This window comes from Streptomyces sclerotialus, from assembly GCF_040907265.1.
GTDB classification, from domain to species: domain Bacteria; phylum Actinomycetota; class Actinomycetes; order Streptomycetales; family Streptomycetaceae; genus Streptomyces; species Streptomyces sclerotialus.
This window is the reverse complement of the sequence record NZ_JBFOHP010000002.1, coordinates 6126024-6144344: the sequence shown is the minus strand read 5'-3', so window position 1 is coordinate 6144344 and position 18321 is coordinate 6126024. Positions and strand designations below refer to the sequence as shown.

15 protein-coding genes are annotated in these 18321 nt (G+C 73.7%); 5 read left to right on the top strand and 10 right to left on the bottom strand.

Translation table 11 applies throughout. The annotated features are described in order from the left end of the window. Window positions 1–122: 122 nt before the first annotated feature. Both AAC944_RS27155 and AAC944_RS27150 read right to left on the bottom strand, forming a co-directional pair. Window positions 123–953 (bottom strand): inositol monophosphatase family protein, encoded by an 831-nt coding sequence (locus AAC944_RS27155; RefSeq protein WP_078888730.1) that lies wholly within the window; start codon window positions 951–953, stop codon window positions 123–125. Between the two features lie 50 nt (window positions 954–1003). After that, the gene (locus AAC944_RS27150) at window positions 1004–2152 is read right to left on the bottom strand and encodes a ferrochelatase (RefSeq protein ID WP_030618612.1); all 1149 of its coding nucleotides are present in this window, start codon (window positions 2150–2152) and stop codon (window positions 1004–1006) included. Between the two features lie 153 nt (window positions 2153–2305). Here AAC944_RS27150 and AAC944_RS27145 point away from each other — a divergent pair, with 153 nt between their 5' ends. Then, the gene (locus tag AAC944_RS27145; RefSeq protein WP_030618614.1) at window positions 2306–3577 is read left to right on the top strand and encodes an MFS transporter; all 1272 of its coding nucleotides are present in this window, start codon (window positions 2306–2308) and stop codon (window positions 3575–3577) included. Continuing rightward, a complete protein-coding gene (locus AAC944_RS27140) occupies window positions 3537–4856 on the top strand; it encodes a D-arabinono-1,4-lactone oxidase (RefSeq protein WP_030618616.1) in 1320 nt (439 codons plus the stop codon). Before AAC944_RS27145 ends, AAC944_RS27140 begins: the two co-directional genes overlap by 41 nt. Before the next feature lie 45 nt (window positions 4857–4901). Here AAC944_RS27140 and AAC944_RS27135 read toward each other — a convergent pair whose 3' ends face one another. Beyond that, complete coding sequence (locus AAC944_RS27135; protein WP_030618619.1) at window positions 4902–6095, bottom strand: hypothetical protein; 1194 nt, start codon at window positions 6093–6095, stop codon at window positions 4902–4904. A 486-nt stretch (window positions 6096–6581) separates the two neighbouring features. Between AAC944_RS27135 and sepH the strand changes: the two genes are divergently transcribed. Continuing rightward, window positions 6582–7673, top strand: a complete 1092-nt coding sequence (gene sepH, locus AAC944_RS27130; protein WP_078888731.1) for a septation protein SepH — start codon at window positions 6582–6584, stop codon at window positions 7671–7673. A 439-nt stretch (window positions 7674–8112) separates the two neighbouring features. Here the strand turns inward: sepH and AAC944_RS27125 are convergent, their stop codons facing one another. Further along, entirely contained in the window at window positions 8113–8949 is an 837-nt protein-coding gene (locus AAC944_RS27125) for a sulfurtransferase (protein ID WP_030618624.1), read from the bottom strand. Window positions 8950–9241: 292 nt separating this feature from the next. Between AAC944_RS27125 and AAC944_RS27120 the strand changes: the two genes are divergently transcribed. Continuing rightward, complete coding sequence (locus AAC944_RS27120; protein ID WP_030618626.1) at window positions 9242–10021, top strand: VOC family protein; 780 nt, start codon at window positions 9242–9244, stop codon at window positions 10019–10021. 87 nt (window positions 10022–10108) lie between these two features. Here the strand turns inward: AAC944_RS27120 and AAC944_RS27115 are convergent, their stop codons facing one another. The 4 genes from AAC944_RS27115 to AAC944_RS27100 form a co-directional block, all read right to left on the bottom strand. Beyond that, window positions 10109–10804 (bottom strand): thymidine kinase, encoded by a 696-nt coding sequence (locus AAC944_RS27115; RefSeq protein WP_051872012.1) that lies wholly within the window; start codon window positions 10802–10804, stop codon window positions 10109–10111. 226 nt (window positions 10805–11030) lie between these two features. Then, the gene (locus AAC944_RS27110; protein WP_030618632.1) at window positions 11031–12230 is read right to left on the bottom strand and encodes an alkaline phosphatase family protein; all 1200 of its coding nucleotides are present in this window, start codon (window positions 12228–12230) and stop codon (window positions 11031–11033) included. Continuing rightward, entirely contained in the window at window positions 12230–12820 is a 591-nt protein-coding gene (locus tag AAC944_RS27105; protein WP_030618637.1) for a DUF5998 family protein, read from the bottom strand. The genes AAC944_RS27110 and AAC944_RS27105 overlap by 1 nt, the downstream gene beginning before the upstream one ends. A gap of 58 nt (window positions 12821–12878) precedes the next feature. Next, complete coding sequence (locus AAC944_RS27100; RefSeq protein ID WP_030618640.1) at window positions 12879–15731, bottom strand: bifunctional acetate--CoA ligase family protein/GNAT family N-acetyltransferase; 2853 nt, start codon at window positions 15729–15731, stop codon at window positions 12879–12881. A gap of 247 nt (window positions 15732–15978) precedes the next feature. On the opposite strand from AAC944_RS27100, the gene AAC944_RS27095 reads away from it, so the two are divergent. Then, window positions 15979–16260 (top strand): HPr family phosphocarrier protein, encoded by a 282-nt coding sequence (locus AAC944_RS27095; protein WP_030618643.1) that lies wholly within the window; start codon window positions 15979–15981, stop codon window positions 16258–16260. A gap of 283 nt (window positions 16261–16543) precedes the next feature. Here AAC944_RS27095 and AAC944_RS27090 read toward each other — a convergent pair whose 3' ends face one another. Together AAC944_RS27090 and AAC944_RS27085 are read right to left on the bottom strand one after the other, a co-directional pair. After that, window positions 16544–17242: a GntR family transcriptional regulator gene (locus AAC944_RS27090; RefSeq protein WP_030618645.1), complete on the bottom strand. Its 699-nt coding sequence runs from the start codon at window positions 17240–17242 to the stop codon at window positions 16544–16546. A 237-nt stretch (window positions 17243–17479) separates the two neighbouring features. Continuing rightward, window positions 17480–18316, bottom strand: a complete 837-nt coding sequence (locus AAC944_RS27085) for a M23 family metallopeptidase (RefSeq protein ID WP_030618649.1) — start codon at window positions 18314–18316, stop codon at window positions 17480–17482. Between the last annotated feature and the right edge of the window lie 5 nt (window positions 18317–18321).

Here is an 18321-nt window from a genome sequence, read left to right as displayed (position 1 = left end):
CGCACACGCGCGAGGAAGCGCCCCGGCACCGAGGGGACGGTGCCGGGGCGCTTCGTCGTGTCCGGACGCGTACACGGGCCGTACGGCGCGTACGCGGACCCGCAGGCCTGCCCGGGCCCCGGTCAGTCGTGCCAGGCGCCCAGGTCCTCCAGCAGCGGCTGCAGCGCCTCGAAGACGGCCGGGGACGCGGCGACGGTGAGCTCGTGGGACACCGGGGCGCCGGGGCGGCCGCCGGTACGCGCGCCGGCCTCACGGGCGATCAGCTCGCCCGCCGCGAAGTCCCACGGGTTCAGCCCGCGCTCGTAGTAGGCGTCCAGCCGGCCGCAGGCCACGTCGCACAGGTCGATCGCGGCCGAGCCGCCCCGCCGTATGTCGCGCACCTGCGGGATCAGTGAGCCCAGCACGGCCGCCTGCGCGGCGCGCCGCTCGGCCACGTAGCCGAAGCCGGTGCCGACCAGCGCCTGGGAGAGCGGCGGCGCGGGCCGCACCCGGACCGGCGCGTTGTTCAGGAAGGCGCCGCCGCCGAGGACGGCGTGGCAGGTCTCGCCGCGCATCGGTGCGGCGACCACCCCGACGACCGTCTCGCCGTCCTTCTCGGCGGCGATGGACACCGCCCACGAAGGCAGCCCGTAGAGGTAGTTGACGGTGCCGTCGATCGGGTCGATCACCCAGCGCACCCCGCTGGAACCCTCGGAGCTGGCGCCCTCCTCCCCCAGGAAACCGTCCTCGGGGCGGCGCTCGGAGAGGAAGCCGGTGATCAGCTTCTCGGAGGCGATGTCCATCTCGGTGACGACGTCGATGGGGCTGCTCTTCGTGGCGGCGACCCCGAGGTCGGCGGGGCGGCCGTCGCGCAGCAGCTCACCGGCCCGGCGGGCGGCCTCCAGAGCCAGCGAGAGAAGTTCGTCCTTCAGTTCACCGCTGTGCAGCGGGGCGTCCTTCAGGGGATCGGACACGGTGCTCCTTGTTCGTACGAAGAGGTGGCTCTCAGGGGGCTGCCGAGCCCCTAGGCTCCCGCCGGCGCGCCGGTCCGGTCGGCACCCGCCGCGGCGGGCCGGGGGCTGCGGGCGGGGCAGCAGCCGACCGGGCAGAGGTCGTGGCTCGGCCCCAGGGCGCCCAGCGCGCAGCGCTCCGGGGAGCGGCCGCGCTCGGCCGCCGCGCGCTCCAGGAGCAGGTCGCGGACGGCCGCGGCGAACCGCGGGTCGGCACCGACGGTGGCGGAGCGGGCGACCGGCAGGCCCAGCTCGGCGGCCTTGGCGGTGGCCTCCGTGTCGAGGTCGTACTTGACCTCCATGTGGTCCGAGACGAAGCCGATGGGGGCCATCACGACGGCCGGGACGCCCTGGGTGTGCAGTGTCTCCAGGTGGTCGCAGATGTCGGGCTCCAGCCAGGGGATGTGCGGGGCGCCGCTGCGGGACTGGTAGACGAGCTGCCAGGGATGGGCGACGCCGGTCTCCTCCCGGACCGCCTCGGCGATCACCTCGGCCACGTCCAGGTGCTGGGCGACGTACGCGCCGCCCTCGCCGTCCTCGGTGTGCTCCTCGGGGCGTCCCGAGGTGTCGGCGGCGGCGGTGGGGATGGAGTGCGTGGTGAAGGCGATGTGGGCGCCCGCGCGGACGTCCTCGGGCAGCTCGGCGAGGGAGGCGAGGACACCGTCGACCATGGGGCGGACGAAGCCGGGGTGGTTGAAGTAGTGCCGCAACTTGTCGACCTGCGGCACCTCCAGCCCCTCGGCCTCCAGGGCGGCGAGCGCGTCGGCCAGGTTCTCGCGGTACTGGCGGCAGCCCGAGTACGAGGCGTACGCGCTGGTGGCCAGCACGGCGATGCGGCGGCGGCCGTCGCGGACCATCTCGCGCAGGGTGTCGGTGAGGTACGGCGCCCAGTTGCGGTTGCCCCAGTACACGGGCAGGTCCAGGCCGTGCTCGGCGAAGTCCTTGCGCAGCGCGTCCAGGAGCTCACGGTTCTGCGCGTTGATCGGGCTCACGCCGCCGAACAGGAAGTAGTGCTGTCCCACCTCCTTGAGGCGCTCACGGGGGATACCGCGGCCGCGCGTCACGTTCTCCAGGAACGGGACCACGTCGTCGGGGCCTTCGGGCCCCCCGAAGGAGAGGAGGAGCAGGGCGTCGTAGGGAGCAGGCACTGGCTGTTCGGGCATGTTTCGATCCTCCCACCCGCCACTGACAGCCGGAAAACCGGAGGCACCGTTCGCGTGCCACCCGTAAGCTGTATCGCTGCAGTACGTTCCTTACTGCCGTCCTGACCCGGCTCACCGCGGTCCCCGCGGATCCTCACCTGGCGGAGCGCCCCCTTGCCCAGTCCCTACCGCGCCCTGTTCGCCCGGCCCGGCACGAAGTCCTTCACCGCCGCCGGGTTCCTGGGGCGCATGCCGCTCTCCATGACCGGCATCGGCATCGTCACGATGGTCTCCCAGCTCACCGGCCGGTACGGGCTGGCGGGCGCGCTCTCGGCGACCGTCGCGCTGTCCGCCGCGGTGCTCGGCCCGCAGATCTCCCGGCTGGTGGACCGGCACGGCCAGCGCCGGGTCCTGCGCCCGGCCACCCTCGCCGCGCTCGCCGCGCTCGCCGCCCTGCTGGTCGCCGCCCAGCAGCGCTGGCCCGACTGGACGCTCTTCGTCTTCGCGGCCTGCGCGGGCTGTGTGCCCAGCGTCGGCGCGATGGTCCGCTCCCGGTGGGCGGAGGTGCACCGCGGCTCCCCCGAGATGCTGCACGCCGCGTACTCCTGGGAGTCGATCGTCGACGAGTTCTGCTTCATCGTCGGGCCGATCCTCGCCATCGGGCTCTCCACGTCGTGGTTCCCCGAGGCCGGGCCGCTGCTGGCCGCCGTCTTCCTGGCGGCGGGCGTGTTCTGGCTGACCGCGCAGCGCGCCACCGAGCCCGTACCGCACCCGCGCGAGCACCACACCAAGGGCTCCGCGCTCCGCTCCCGGGGCCTGCAGGTCCTCGTGGTCACCTTCACCGCCACCGGCGCGATCTTCGGGGCGATCGACGTGGTGACGGTGGCCTTCGCGGAGGCGGAGGGCCACAAGGGCGCGGCCAGCCTCGTCCTGGCGATCTACGCGCTGGGGTCCTGCCTGGCCGGCGCGGTCTTCGGGATGCTGCGTCCGGCCGGCCCGGCGGCCCGCCGCTGGGTACTGGGTGTCCTCGCCATGGCCGTGAGTATGATCCCGCTCCAACTGGTCGGGAACCTGCCGTTCCTGGCCGTGGCGCTCTTCGTCGCGGGCCTGACCATCGCACCCACGATGGTGACCACCATGGCCCTGGTCGAGCAGCACGTACCACGCGCGCAACTGACCGAGGGCATGACCTGGACGAGCACCGGGCTCGCGGTCGGGGTGGCGCTCGGCTCGTCGGCCGCCGGCTGGGTGGTGGACGCGGCCGGGGCCCGTACGGGGTACGTCGTGCCGGCCGTGGCCGGAGCGCTCGCGGCCGCGGTCGCGTTCCTCGGATACCGCCGGCTGCGGCCGGCGCCGACGCGGGCGGGGGCACCCCTGCCCCCGGTTACGGGAGGGCTGGGCACGCATGACAGTGGTTCGAGCGACGCGGGAGAGCGTGTGGCGTAACTGGGCGGGGAACGTCGAGGCCCGCCCCGTACGGAGCGTGGCACCGGCCTCCACGGAGGAGCTGGCGGCGGCGGTACGGGAGGCGGCCGCCGACGGGCTCACCGTGAAGGCGGCCGGCACCGGCCACTCCTTCACCCCGGCCGCCGCCACCGAAGGCCTCCTGATACGCCCTGAGCGGCTGACGGGCATACGGAAGGTGGACCGCGCCGCCGGCACCGTCACCGTGGCCGCCGGCACGCCCCTGAAGGACATGAACGCGGCGCTCTCCGGGCACGGCCTGTCGCTGGCCAACATGGGCGACATCATGGAGCAGACGGTCGCCGGGGCCACCAGCACCGGCACCCACGGCACCGGCCGGGACTCCGCCTCGCTCTCCGCCCAGATCGTCGGCCTGGAGCTGGTCACCGCCGACGGCTCCGTACTGCGCTGCTCGGCCCGGGAGAACGCGGACGTCTTCGCGGCGGCCCGGCTGGGCCTGGGCGCGCTCGGCGTCCTCACGGAGCTGACCTTCGCGGTCGAACCGGAGTTCCTGCTCACCGCCCGGGAAGAGCCGATGGCCTTCGACCGGGTGACCGAGGACTTCGACGCCCTCGTCGCGGAGAACGAGCACTTCGAGTTCTACTGGTTCCCGCACACCGGGAACTGCAACACCAAGCGCAACAACCGCAGCCAGGGCCCCGCCGCGCCGAACGGCACCGTCAGCGGCTGGGTCGACGACGAGCTGCTCTCCAACGGCGTCTTCCAGGTCGCCTGCGCCGTCGGCAGGGCACTGCCCGCCACCATCCCCGGCATCGCCAAGCTGTCCAGCCGCGCGCTCTCCGCCCGTACGTACACCGACATCCCGTACAAGGTGTTCACCAGCCCGCGCCGGGTGCGCTTCGTGGAGATGGAGTACGCCGTCCCCCGGGAAGCGGCGGTCGCGGCACTACGGGAGCTGCGCGCGCTGGTGGAGCGCTCCGGCTTCCGCATCAGCTTCCCCGTGGAGGTGCGCACCGCACCCGCCGACGACATCCCGCTCTCCACGGCCTCCGGGCGGGACACCGCCTACATAGCGATGCACATGTACCGGGGCACGCCCCACGAGGCGTACTTCACGGCCGCCGAGCGCATCATGACCGCGCACGGCGGCCGCCCGCACTGGGGCAAGCTGCACACCCGGGACGCGGAACACCTGGCGGCGGCGTACCCGCGCTTCGGGGAGTTCACCGCCCTCCGGGACCGGCTGGACCCGGAGCGGGTGTTCGCCAACCCGTACCTCCGGCGCGTACTCGGGGACTGAGGCGCGGCGCCGGTCCCGGGCGGGCCCCGGGACCGGCGTCCGGCTTCAGGAGGAGCCGGGGGCCGGGGTCTGTCCGCCGTCCCGGGCGCTGCCGGTCCCCTCCCCCGCGTCCTGGTCGCCGCCCGCACCGTCGTCGGCACCGTCGGTCGGCGTGGGCGTCGGCTCCACGGAGGAGTCGTCGCCGTCGCTCGGCGACGGACTGGGCGTCGTGGACGCGCCGTCCGAGCCGCTTCCCGTCCCGGTGTCCTGGTCCGTGTCCGAACCGGACGGGGAACCGGTGCCGCCGTCCGTGGCGTCCGGCTGCGGCGTCGGCGACTCGGAGGCGCCGCCGCCCTGCTCCGTGTCCCCGGTGGACGTGCTCGGCGACGGCGTCGGCGTCGTCGGGGCGCTGCCGCCGCCCCCGCCGGACCGGAAGAGGTGGGAGACCGACGTGCCGTTGCCGCCCGCCGCGTCGTGCCCGGTGGCCAGCTCGAAGGCGGTGACCCCGGCCATCGCGAGCAGGAAGACCGCGAGCCCGACGAGCCAGGTGCGGCGCCGGCCGCGCCACCGGGTCCCGTAGAGGGTCCGGCCGGCCTCCTCGGCCGAGGTCTCCGCCACGGAGGCACCGGCGGGCGGCTCCGCCGTGCGCAGCGCCACCGTACGCGCGTCGTGCCGCGGTACCGGACGGGTCTCGTCCTCCGCACCCTCGGGTGCGGTGGGGCACAGCGCCCGGGTGGCCACCTCCGACAGGACGGGCAGCGCCCGTGTCGCGTCCCCCGCTCCGGAAGCGCCGTCGGCGCTCGTGGCCGGCCCCCGCTCGGCGGCCCGGTCCATGGCCGCCGCGACGGACGTGATCTCGTCCTCCGCGCCGTCCCTGCCGAACGTGGGCAGCACCATCGTGGCGTCGGCCGGGCTCCCCGGGGGCGTACCGGACGCGGACCGCGTACCGGTCGGCGTACCGGACCGGGTGGTGCTCCGACCGAGCTCCTGGCGGCGGCGCGGCCTGGGCCGGGTGCTGACCGTCGCCTCCTTGACCTGTTCACCGGTGCGGCGGAAGAGGTGCTGGAAGATCGACCCGCCCGTGGTGGCGACCACGCTCACCACGCCGGCACCGATGACCGTTCCGTAGACGCCCAGCCGACCGGCCAGGTAGGCGGCGACCGCCGCGGCGAGCGCACTGCCCGCCACCTGGGGGACGCTCAGGTCGAGCCGTTTCTCCTTCCCGGTCTTCTTTGTCTGCCTATCGGTTGTGTCGTCCATTCCACGCCCTTGATCGACGCTTCGATCGGTCTTGCACACAGAAGGGACATTTGGGCGGACTGGATAGTTCCACTTCTGACGGTTTTGTGAAGCAGGCCACATTTCTGGTGAATCTCGCCCACCGCCCCGGAAGTAGAGAGGTCGACAAGGCGACCCAGCTCCGCTGTCCAGCGAAAACTTGGCGGCGCGGCGCACCGCTCCGGTGGTCCGAATGGAGTACTGTTGCGAATCCTGGCCCCGGTTTCCCGTCCGGCTGCCCGGACCCACGGGAGGGGCCTACCAAGGCGGCACTCGCCCCGGGGCGCCGTCACTCGGCACGGGGTGCTGGTAGACAGGGCAACCGGTACGGTCACCGGAGGTTGCAAACTGGTTACCGTGTCATAACGGCGTTTCAGGGCCACAGCCTGACACGCCGGGCAACTCGGCAATGTTGTGGCAGGCTGCACCCGGGCAGGCCACACTCGACTAGCGGAAGCAGCGACGCACGTGACGTCGGCAGGCACCACCCGGGAGGTCCCCATGCCCGAACTGCGTGTCGTGGCCGTCTCGAACGACGGCACACGGCTGGTGCTCAAGGCTGCGGACAGCACCGAGTACACGCTGCCGATCGACGAGCGGCTGCGTGCCGCGGTGCGTAACGACCGCGCACGCCTGGGCCAGATCGAGATCGAGGTGGAGAGCCACCTCAGGCCACGCGACATCCAGGCCCGTATACGGGCCGGTGCGTCCGCCGAGGAGGTCGCCCAGCTCGCCGGCATCCCCGTCGACCGGGTGCGGCGCTTCGAGGGCCCCGTACTGGCGGAACGCGCGTTCATGGCCGAGCGCGCCCGGAAGACACCCGTACGCCGCCCCGGCGAGAACACCGGTCCGCAGCTGGGCGAGGCGGTCGCCGAGCGGCTGCTGCTGCGCGGCGCCGACAAGGACAGCGTGCAGTGGGACTCCTGGCGCCGGGACGACGGCACCTGGGAGGTGCTGCTGGTCTACCGCGTCGCGGCCGAGCCGCACTCCGCGAGCTGGACGTACGACCCGCCCCGGCGGCTCGTGCAGGCCGTGGACGACGAGGCCCGTGCGCTGATCGGCGAGACCGACGACACCCCGGAGCCCAGCTTCCCGTTCGTGCCGCGGATCGCCCGGCTGCCCCGGGACCGGCCGCTGGACCGCTCCCTGGACCAACCGCAGTCCGCCGAGCGTCCGGCGCCGCCGGACGACGAGGACGACGTGCCCGCGGCCTCGGCCGAGGACCTCGAGGAGCGGGACCCGCGCGACTCGCTCACCAGCCTCCTGGAGGCGGTGCCGAGCTTCCGCGGCGACCTGGTCGTCCCCGAGCCGAAGACGCCGCCGGACGACGAACCGTCGACGGAGACCGAGGTCGAGGAGCCGCCGGCGGCGAGCGCCGGCGCGGGCTCCGCGTACGCCGACGTACTGATGCCGCGCTCGGTCGCGGGGCACCGGGACCGGCTGAAGGGCACCACCGACCGCCAGGCCGAAGCGGACGGCGTCCGCCCCGGCCGCCGCGCCGCCGTGCCCAGCTGGGACGAGATCGTCTTCGGTACGCGGCGCAAGAAGCCGGACGCCTGACCGCCCAGCGGTCAGGCGGCGACGGCCAGAGGCCCGGTTACGGCTTCGACAGGCCGGACCCACGGTGCAGAAACGGTCCTCTGGGCACACCGCCCAAGGCCGTGCCTCGAGACGGCTCACGTGGCGTCCCGGCGACTGCGTGCACCCGCGCCTTCTTCCGGAGCTTCTTCCGGAGCCCCTTTCGGAGCTTCTGAGCGGCAGGCCGGTGCTCCGGAGGCCGTACACCGTGGCCGTACGCCGTCCACGGCGAGCGGCCGTGGACGGTGAGCGGCCATGGACGGCGAGCGGCCATGGACGGCGAGCGGCCATGGACGGCGCCTGCACGCCCGCCACCGGTACGGACCGGCAGCGGTGTGCACCGACAGCAGGCAGCGGACAGCGGACGGACTGCGGCAGCAGACAGCGGTACGGACCAGCCCCGGTAGTGGGCCGGTGACGGTCAGCCCGCGTCCGGGCCCGTCGCGACCGGGCGCGACGGGTCGGCCGACCACTCGCTCCAGGAGCCGACATACAGGGCGGCCGGTACGCCCGCCACGGCCAGCGCCAGGACCTCCTGGGCCGCCGAGACCCCCGAGCCGCAGTAGACGCCGACCTCGGCGCCCGGCACGGCACCCAGAGCGGTGAAGCGCTCGGCCAGTTCGGCGGCCGGCCGGAGCGTGCCGTCGGCGGTGACGTTCTCGGTCGTCGGCGCGGAGCGCGCCCCGGGGATGTGGCCGCCGACCCGGTCGATCGGCTCCACGTCGCCCCGGTAACGCTCCGCCGCCCGCGCGTCCAGAAGCACCCCGCGACGGGCCAGAGCGGCCGCCTCGTCGGCGTTCAGCACCGGCAGCGCACCGGGCGCCACCGTGAAGTCCCCGGGCTCCGGAGCGGGTTCCTCGTCGGTCAGCTCACCGCCCGCCGCCCGCCACGCCGCCAGGCCGCCGTCCAGTACGCGGACGGACTCGTGCCCCGCCCAGCGCAGCAGCCACCAGGCGCGGGCCGCCGCCCAGCCCTGCGCGCCGTCGTACACGACCACCTCGCTGTCCTTGGAGACCCCGGCCGCGCGCATCGCGGCGGCGAAGACCTCCGGGTCCGGCAGCGGATGGCGGCCCGCGTCGCCCGCGGGCCCGGCCAGTTCGGTGTCCAGGGCGACGTAGACGGCGCCGGGCAGGTGGCCCTTCTCGTATTCGGGACGCCCGGGCGGGCCGCCGAGCTGCCAGCGGACATCGAGGAGCACCGGAGGCGTACCGCCCGCAAGCTCGCTCGCCAGTTCGGAAGCGGAGATGATGGCATTCATGGGCCCATCCTCGCGCAGTCACGGCCGGGCCACGCCGACCGTGGCCGAGTCCGTGCGGGTGTGCCTGAACCCGTTCATGACGTTCATGAGGAGGTCCGTCACGCCGGACGGTGACATCGGCAGAAACGAACCTGCGTCATCACATCGGGCGCTCTCCGGCCCGCCGCACACCCGGTTCGCGCGACCGGCGGCGCGGCCGACCCGCGCCACGCACCCGAGGGTGCGAGCATCTGCCCAGCACAGCCCTTACCCGTACGGTCCCACCCCCTTATGGCCCGAGGAGCGAGCGACGATGACGACCGAGGCAGCGAGTCGGCGGGTGCCCGGCACCCCTTGCTGGGTGAGTCTCATGGTGCACGGCCTGTCCGCGACACAGGACTTCTACAGTGCGCTGTTCGCCTGGGAGTTCCGCCCCGGGCCGCAGCAACTCGGGCCCTACGTACGGGCGCTGCTCGCCGGCCGTGAGGTGGCGGGCATCGGCGTGCTGCCTCCGGAGCGGCACCTGTCCATCGCCTGGACCCCCTACCTCGCGAGCGACGACGCGGACGCCGTCACGGAGCGCATCCACGCCTGCGGCGGCACGATCGGGGTCGGCCCGCTGGACGCCGACCGGGCGGGGCGGATGGCGCTCGCCTCGGACCCGCAGGGCGCGGTCTTCGGGATCTGGCAGGGGCACACGATGAAGGGCACGGCGGTGGTCGGCGAACCCGGCACCCTGGCGTGGAACGAACTGGTGACCCAGGAGGCCGCCACGGCCGCCAGATTCTACGAGCACGTCTTCGGCTTCGAGGCGGAGGCGGACGGCGGGCCCGGCTCCGACCACGTGACGCTGCGCCTCAAGGGGCGCCCGGTGGCGGGCATCCGGGGCGTGGGCGATGCGCTCCCCGGAGACCGGGGGCCGCACTGGACGACGTACTTCGCGGTCTCCGACACGGACGCCGCGGCCCGCCGGGTCGTGGAGCTGGGCGGACGGGTGACCGGCGGTCCCCAGGACTCGTCCTACGGGCGGCTGGCGGTGGTCGCCGACCCGGAGGGGGCCGAGTTCACGGTGATCCAGCGGCCTGCGGGATGACCGCGAAGGGCACGCCTGCGTGGTGACCGCGGAGGGCACACCTGCAGGGGTGACCGCAGGGAGCCGTACCGTTCGGCCGCTCTCCCCTCACTCCGCCACGTCGACCGGGACGGCCGGGTCGACCGGGTCGGGGTCGGCCGGGTCGACCGGGAGGACGTCCGGGGAGAGCGCCGCGGCGTGCGCGGACGCGGCGGTCTGGCGGCGCCTGTGGTGGCGTCGGCAGAGGACCTCGTACCCGACCTCGGTCCCGGCCGCGTACACGTCCCCCACGACCACCTGGTCGCCCTCGACGACCATCTGCCCGCCGACCGTACGGGCGTTGTGCGTGGCGCGGGCGCCGCACCAGCACAGTGCCTCGACCTGAAGCACCTCTATGCGGTCGGCCAGTTCGACCAGCCGCTGGGACCCGGGGAAGAGCTTGCTGCGGAAGTCGGTGGTGATCCCGAAGGCGAAGACGTCCAGTTCCAGGTCGTCCACCACACGGGCCAGCTGCTCGATCTGGTCGGGGGTCAGGAACTGCGCCTCGTCGGCGATGACGTAGTCGACCCGGGCGCCGGAGCTGATGCGGCCGACGACGTAGGCGTAGAAGTCCAGGTCGTCGGCGACCTCGACGGCGTCGACGGCGAGACCCAGCCGCGAGGAGAGCCGGCCGCTGCCGGCCCGGTCGTCCCGGGTGCAGATGATGCCCTGCAGACCGCGTGCGGAGCGGTTGTGCTCGATCTGCAGCGCGAGCGTCGACTTCCCGCAGTCCATCGTGCCGCTGAAGAACACCAGTTCAGCCATGGGGGATGTGGTCGCCTTTCGGGCGCGCGCCGGACCGTACCGACGTCCATCGGGTCGTACAAGGGGGTTATGGGAAGGGGGTCACGAGGGGGCGGAGCCAGGAGGACACGGCCGCTCGCCACGGCCGCTCGCCGTATCGATTCGCCCCCCCACTTCCCCCATGGGGGAACGGAGAGCCCCTGCTCAGCACAGTAACGGGTGCCACTGACAACGCATGCCGTGCGCGTCAGGTGCGGACTTCCAGGAGGGGGACGAGCTGTTCGACCGGGGTCATGGAGCCGTGCATGCCGACCATCGCCGATTCCCGCGGTTCGTTCTCGCTCGCGATGATCACCATGTCGGCATGCGCGGCGGCCACCACATCACCGATCCTGCTCCGTACCCGGTCGTCGACGTGCGGTCCGAACCACCCGGCGGCGATCGCCTCCTCGCGTCCGGCCACCCACATCCGGTCGCCGACCACCTCGCGCCAGACCGCGAGCACGTCGTCGGCCGCGCCCGGATGCGCGTACACATGGCGGCAGCGGCCCTCGCCGCCCAGCAGGCGCACGCCCGCACGCAGTTCCCAGTCCTCGTCGAAGTCGACGCGGGACTCGGGGTCGAACGGGATGTCGAGCATGCCGTGGTCGGCGGTGATGTAGAGGGCTGAGCGGGGCGGGAGCTGCTCGGCGAGGCGCTCGGCGAGCCGGTCCACGTACATCAGCTGGCCGCGCCAGGCGTCGGAGTCGACGCCGTAGCGGTGGCCCTTGCCGTCGACCTCGGAGTAGTACGTGTAGACGAGCGAACGGTCGCCGGCGGCCAGCTGCTCGGCGGCCAGGTCCATCCGGTCCTCACCGGAGAGCCGGCCGTGGAACGTGCCGCCGCTGAGCGCGATCCGGGTGAGCGGGGTGCGCTCGAAGTCGGGCGCCGAGACCTGGCAGGTGTGGATGCCCGCGGCGTGCGCCTGCTGGAAGACCGTGGGGTACGGCTGCCAGGCGTGCGGGTCGGTCCAGGGGTACCAGCGCAGCTGGTTCATCAGCGCCCCGGTGGCCGGGTCCTGGACGGTGTACCCGGCGAGGCCGTGCGCGCCCGGCGGCAGGCCCGTGCCGACCGAGGCGAGCGAGGTGGCCGTGGTGGACGGGAAACCGGCCGTCATCGGGCGCCCGGTGCCGTTCATGGAGGTACCGAGCAGCGAGGTGAGGAACGGCGCCTCGTCCGGATGCGCGCGCAGCACCTCCCAGCCCAGCCCGTCGATCAGGAAGACGCAGGCGCGGTCGGCGGGCGCCAGCTCCAGGCTCGTCGGCTGCGCGTGGGCCAGGCCCTGGCCGGCGGTGACGGCGGGCAGCAGGTCGGCGAGCGAGCCGGTGCCGTAGCGGGGCACCGGCGCGGTGGCGAGGTCCAGCGGTTCGGGCCAGGCGGACGCCGGGTCCACGGCGTAACCCGCCATCAGCGGGCGCCGGAGGCTGCGGTGGCTTCGGAGAGCGCCTGGGCGAAGGCGAGCGTCTGCCGGACGGTGTCCGGGCCGTCGCCAGCCTCGCTGACGCGCAGCGAGAGGTCGTCGGCGGTGGAGGAGCCGGTGTAGCCGTGGTCGGCCTCGCAGTTCGGGTCGCCGCAGCTGGCGGGCTCCAGGTCGAGCCGGGAGACGGCGCCCCAGCCGATGGTCAGCACGACCTCGCGGGGCAGCTGGCCCGGGGTGTACGCCTCCGGGTTGGCGACGACGCGGCTGAGCACCACGGAGGAGATGCGGCCGAGCTTCACCGACTCCGTGGAGGTGGTGGCGTACGGCGTCGGCGACGTGGCGTCGGCGGCCTGCTCGTCGGTGTGGCTGACGATGAAGCGGGTGTCCGTGAGGACCAGGACCGTGACGTGGCGGCGTACTTCGTTGGCGTCGAAGGTCGTCTCCTGGTGGACCACGTACGACACCACGGGCTCGCCGCCGATCGCGGCCTGCACCGCCTCGGCCACGAGTGCCGGGTAATAGCCGCTGCGCTCGATCGCCGCGCGCAGCCCCTGGGTCGTCGTACCGGTCTTAGCCATGGGATCCATCCTACGGGGCGCCGGGCCCGGTACGGGCCGCAGGCGGGCGGGCCGGGGGTCAGTACACGGGGAGGCGGCGGGGGCCGAGGTCGGTGGTGGCCGGGGGGCGTGCCAGGCGTACGGAGGCGCTGAGGACGGAGAGCCCCTGGGGGGCGACGACGACCGGTTCCAGGTCGATGCCGACGACCTCGGGGTGGTCGTCGACGAGCCGGGAGACGCGCAGCAGCAGTTCCTCCAGGGCCGCGCTGTCCACGGGCTGCGAGCCGCGCCACCCGAAGAGCAGCGGTGCGCTCCGGATGGAGCGGATCTGTTCGGCGACGTCGCGGTCGGTGGCGGGGATGAGGCGGTGTGCGGTGTCGCCGAGGAGCTGGGAGGGGGCGCCGGCCAGCCCGAAGGAGAGGACGGCACCGGCCGCGGGGTCGATGGAGGCCCGGATGAGGGTGTCGACGCCGCGCGGGACCATGGCCTGCACCACGGGGCGCAGCTCTTCGGGCTTCCCGAGGAAGTCGGTCAGCTCCTGATAGGCGCGGCGCAGGGCGCGTTCCCCCGGGAGGTCGAGGCGCACGCCCCCGAGGTCGGCGCGGTGCCGCAGGTGCGGCGCCGTGGTCTTCAGGGCGACCGGGTAGCCCAGGGCCTCGGCGGCGCGCACGGCGGCGTCCGCGTCGGGAGCGGGGAGGGCGGCGCGTACGCGGATGCCGTAGCGGCCGAGCAGGGCCGCGGCCTCGTCGGCGGGCAGCGCCACGGAGCGGTGGGGTTCGGCGTCGGCGGTGAGCTCGTCGAGGAGCCGCTCGATGTCGGCGCCTGCCGCGGCCTCCTGGATGTCGTCGTACTCGGGGACCTTGCCGGGCGCCGCGGACTCGCGGCGCCAGGTCGCGTACCGGACGGCCTCGGCGAGGGACCGTACGGCCCGCTCGGCTGCGGGGTAGGCGGGGATGCGGGGCAGCCCGGAGGGGCGCTCCCGCGGCGTCCCGGAGGTGTCCTCGGCGGCTTCCTGCTCGCCCGTGCTTCCCGGCGTCTGCGGAGATTCCGCCGTGTCCGAGAGCGCCCCCGCCAGTTCGTCCATCGCCAGGTGGACGACGGTGACCGGCTTGGCGGGGCCTTCGGCCGCGGCCTCGCGCAGGGCCGTGGCGAGGGCCGCGATCTCCTCGGGGTCCGCGCTGCTGCCCTCGGCGACCCACGGGATCGCGGTGAGGAGGACCGCGTCGATGCGGTCACCGGCGAGGGCGTCGGCCAGTGCGGCACGGAACTCGGCCGTCGTGGCGGCGAAGGGCAGTACATGAGGGCGCTGCGGGCGCAGCCCCTCGGTGAGGCACGCGTCGTACGCGAGGAGGGCGAGCGCTTCGGAGTTGCCGAGGATCGCGACCCGGGGGCCGGCGGGCAGCGGCTGGGAGGCGAGCAGCAGTCCCGCGTCGATCAGCTCGGTGACGGTGCCGACCCGGATGACGCCGGCCTGCCGCATGAGGGCGGAGACCGTGGCGTCGGGGATGCGGGTGGCGGGGACGGTGTGGCCGAGCGGGACGGTGCCGCTGTGCCGGGCGCCCTTGACGACCACGACGGGCTTGGCGGCGGCGGTGCGGCGGGCGAGCCGGGTGAACTTGCGGGGGTTGCCGATCGACTCCAGGTACAGCAGGGCGACGTCGGTGGCGGGGTCCTCGTACCAGTACTGGAGCAGGTCGTTGCCGGAGACGTCGGCGCGGTTGCCGGCCGACACGAAGGTGGAGACCCCGGCGATGGCGCCGTCCCCGGAGCCGCGCTCGTGGAGGGCGCTGAGCAGTCCGATGCCGATCGCGCCGGACTGGGTGAAGAGGCCGACGCGGCCCGCGCCGGGCAGCCGGGGCGACAGGGAGGCGTTGAGGCGGACGCCGGGGGCGGTGTTGATCAGTCCGAAGGCGTTCGGGCCGACCAGCCGCATGCCGTACGAGCGGGCCTGGCGCAGCAGTGCGCGCTGCTTCTCGCGCCCTTCGGGGCCGGCCTCCGCGTACCCGGAGGTGAGGATGACCAGCCCCTGGACGCCGTGTTCGCCGCAGTCGCGGACGACGTCGGGGACATGCTCGGCGGGTACGGCGACGACGGCCAGGTCGACGGGGCCGGGGATGTCCCGGAGCGAGCGGTAGGCGGGTACGCCCTCCGGGTCCAGCGTGCTGCCGCCTTCGGGGAAGGCGCGGTTGACGGCGTACGTGTGGCCGGTGAAGCCGGCGTCCAGGATGTTGCGCAGGGCGGAGCGACCGACGCCTCCGGGGGCGCGCCCCGTACCGATGACGGCGACCGACCCCGGGGCGAGCAGCCGCTGTACGGAGCGGGCCTCGGCGCGGTGCTCGCGGCCGCGCATGACGGCGACGGACTGCTCGGTGGGTTCCAGGCCGAATTCGAGGCGGACGACGCCGTCCTCGAAGGTGCGCTTCTGGGTGTAGCCGGCGTCCGTGAACACCTTGATCATCTTGGTGTTGGCGGGCAGGATCTCGGCGACGAAGCGGCGGATGCCGCGCTCGCGGGCGACCGCGGCGATGTGCTCCATGAGCGCGGAGGCGACGCCGCGGCCCTGCTGGTCGTCCTGGACGAGGAAGGCGACCTCGGCCTGGTCGGCGTCAGGCCCGGTGGCGGGCCGGCCGTCGGCGCTGATGCGGTCGTACCGGACGGTGGCGATCATCTCGCCGCCCACGAAGGCGGCGAGCCCTACCCGGTCGACGTAGTCGTGGTGGGTGAAGCGGTGCACGTCGCGGTCGGAGAGCCGGGGGTAGGGCGCGAAGAAGCGGTAGTACTTCGACTCGTCGGAGACCTGCTCGTAGAAGGAGACCAGGCGTTCCGCGTCGTCCGGGGTGATGGGGCGGATCCGGGCGGTGCCGCCGTCACGCAGCACCACGTCGGCTTCCCAGTGGGCGGGGTAGGCGGCGGCATCCGACGGCGTCTCCATGCGGACAGCGTACGACCGGCTGCGTATCAGGGGGCGGCCGAAGTGCCGGAGGGCGCCTCGGACACGACCGTACGTACCCCGCGGCGGGACGGTGCGTACGAGCGGGTCTCAGCATGCGTACAGCCTGGGCGTGACGCAGGCTTGGGCTTCTAGGATCCGAGCGCTCGTGCGGGCTGGGCACACCGGACCACCGGTGCCCGCGTGAGACACTGGTCTAGACAACTTTTCCGACCCGAAGGGCAACACAATGGCTGAGCGCCGCGTCAATGTCGGATGGGCCGAGGGTCTGCACGCCCGCCCCGCCTCGATCTTCGTCCGTGCGGCCACCGCTTCCGGCGTGCCGGTCACGATCGCCAAGGGCGACGGCAACCCCGTCAACGCCGCTTCCATGCTCGCGGTCCTGGGCCTGGGCGCCCAGGGTGGCGAGGAGATCGTGCTGGCTTCGGACGCCGAGGGCGCCGACGCCGCGCTGGACCGCCTGGCGAAGCTCGTCTCCGAGGGCCTCGAGGAGCTCCCGGAGACGGTCTGACCCTTCGGGCAGGCCGGCGGCCGCACGCCGCCCGGCACCGCCTTCACGGCCCCGCCACGGTGACTCCCGCAGGAGTCACGGGCGGGGCCGTTTCGCACGGTGGCGGGCCGGACCCGTCACCCGCCGTCCCGCCGCTGCAGTCGCCGAGGAATTCTTCACCCGCCCCGCCTGCAGACGGCTTACGCGGCACACCCGAATTTCCCTTTTCGAAGCCGCGCGAGAATATTCGGGCACGCCGAACCAGGGGGGCTGAATTCCCCAGGAGTTGTATACGGCAGCGGTGTTAATTCTGGACGCGCGCCATGTTTACGGGCTGTTTCGCTTCCCTCACCCCCGGCGCGGGATGGCGCAGCCGGTAGGCGGGCAGTGCGCGCTCCACATGTGCGGTGGTCAGCGCACGGGCGCGTTCGGCGTCGCCGCGCGCCACCGCGTCCACGATCGCGCCGTGCTCCTGCCAGTACCGGCCCACGTCACCGGGCGGCGTCCGGCCCAGGTCGACCGCGTACACCCAGTCGATCTTGCGGCGCACCTGGGTGAGCAGCGCCGTCATGCTGGCGCTGCCCGTCGCCTGGGCGAGCGTCTCATGGAACCAGCCGTCCAGCTGCCGCAGGTCGGCAGGGTTGCCGTGGGGGGCCCTCGCGCGCCCGATGCGCACCAGACCGCGCAGCACCTTCAGGTGCGCGGTGGAGCGGCGGGTCGCGGCACGGGCGGCGCCCAGGGGCTCCAGGAGGAGCCGGATGTCCAGGAGGTCGGCGGCCTCCTGCTCGGTCGGCTCGGCCACGCACGCGCCGGCGTGCCGCCGGGTGGTGACGAACCCCTCGGACTCCAGGGTGCGCAGCGCCTCTCTCACGGGGACGCGGGAGACGCCGTACCGGGAGGCGAGCAGCTCCTCGATCAGCCGGGAACCGGGCGGGAACACACCGGAGACGATGTCGTCGCGAATCGCCGTGCAGACCGCATGCGCCGAAATGTTCCCTCGCATCGTCCGTGCCTCCGCCGCAATCCTCTGGAAACGCCGCCGGGCGACGCCTTTTCCGCGACTCTATGACACCGGACGGCCATTTCCGACGGCCGTGACGAATTCATGGATAATTTTTGGCCGGTGAACGGGTATTCGCGGGGAAGCGGGGACGCGAGCGCGTCCGGAAACGCCGGAACCCCGGCCGGTGGGCCGGGGTTCCGAGGGGCACGCGGGGTGCGCCGTACGATGCGGGCCGCCTCAGACGTTGACGCCGTGCGAGCGCAGGTACGCGATCGGGTCGATGTCCGAGCCGTAGTCCGGGCCGGTGCGCGCCTCGAAGTGCAGGTGCGGGCCGGTGGTGTTGCCGGTGTTGCCGGACAGCGCGATCTGCTGGTTCGCGGAGACCTTCTGGCCGACCGAGACGCTGATGGACGACAGGTGGCCGTACTGGGTGTACGTGCCGTCGTCCATCTTGAGGACGACGTTGTTGCCGTACGCGCCGCCCCAGCCGGCCTCGACGACGGTGCCCGCGCCGACGGCGTGGACGGCGGTGCCGGAGGCGGCGTGGAAGTCGATGCCGGTGTGGCTGCCGGAGGACCACAGGCCGCTGGAGGCCTTGTACGGCGTGGAGACGTAGCTGCCGGCGATCGGCGAGACGTAACCGGAGGCGCTGAGGGTGGTACGGGCGTCCGAGCGCGAGGCGCGGGTCTCGCCGGCCTTCTTGGCCGCGGCCTTCTTCTCGGCGGCCTCGGCGGCGGCCTTGCGCCGCTCCTCCTGGGCCTTCTTCTTGGCGGCCTCGGCGCTCTTGACGGCGGCGTCCTCGACCTGGGCGCGGGCGGCGGCGACCTCGGCGGCCTCCTCCTGCGCGTCGGCCTGCGCGACGATGTTGTCGGCGACCCGGTCACCGGTGTCGGCGATGGCGCGGGTCAGACCGGCGTCGGTGACGGTGGCGGCCGGCTCCTCGCCCGCGGCCAGCGCCGGGGAGGCGATGGAGACGGCGACGCCGGTCGCCGCGGCTATGCCGGCGATGTTGCGGGTGGTCCGGGCAGCACGGCCGGGGCGGCGATGCTTGCCGGTGGCACGGGTGAACGCCATGACCG

Coding starts and splice junctions, on each gene's coding strand:
- AAC944_RS27150 (WP_030618612.1), bottom strand. CDS start 2,152: ATGCCCGAACAGCCAGTGCCTGCTCCCTACGACGCCCTGCTCCTCCTC.
- AAC944_RS27140 (WP_030618616.1), top strand. CDS start 3,537: ATGACAGTGGTTCGAGCGACGCGGGAGAGCGTGTGGCGTAACTGGGCG.
- AAC944_RS27135 (WP_030618619.1), bottom strand. CDS start 6,095: ATGGACGACACAACCGATAGGCAGACAAAGAAGACCGGGAAGGAGAAA.
- AAC944_RS27125 (WP_030618624.1), bottom strand. CDS start 8,949: ATGAATGCCATCATCTCCGCTTCCGAACTGGCGAGCGAGCTTGCGGGC.
- AAC944_RS27120 (WP_030618626.1), top strand. CDS start 9,242: ATGACGACCGAGGCAGCGAGTCGGCGGGTGCCCGGCACCCCTTGCTGG.
- AAC944_RS27115 (WP_051872012.1), bottom strand. CDS start 10,804: ATGGCTGAACTGGTGTTCTTCAGCGGCACGATGGACTGCGGGAAGTCG.
- AAC944_RS27110 (WP_030618632.1), bottom strand. CDS start 12,230: ATGGCGGGTTACGCCGTGGACCCGGCGTCCGCCTGGCCCGAACCGCTG.
- AAC944_RS27105 (WP_030618637.1), bottom strand. CDS start 12,820: ATGGCTAAGACCGGTACGACGACCCAGGGGCTGCGCGCGGCGATCGAG.
- AAC944_RS27100 (WP_030618640.1), bottom strand. CDS start 15,731: ATGGAGACGCCGTCGGATGCCGCCGCCTACCCCGCCCACTGGGAAGCC.
- AAC944_RS27095 (WP_030618643.1), top strand. CDS start 15,979: ATGGCTGAGCGCCGCGTCAATGTCGGATGGGCCGAGGGTCTGCACGCC.
- AAC944_RS27090 (WP_030618645.1), bottom strand. CDS start 17,242: ATGCGAGGGAACATTTCGGCGCATGCGGTCTGCACGGCGATTCGCGAC.
- AAC944_RS27085 (WP_030618649.1), bottom strand. CDS start 18,316: ATGGCGTTCACCCGTGCCACCGGCAAGCATCGCCGCCCCGGCCGTGCT.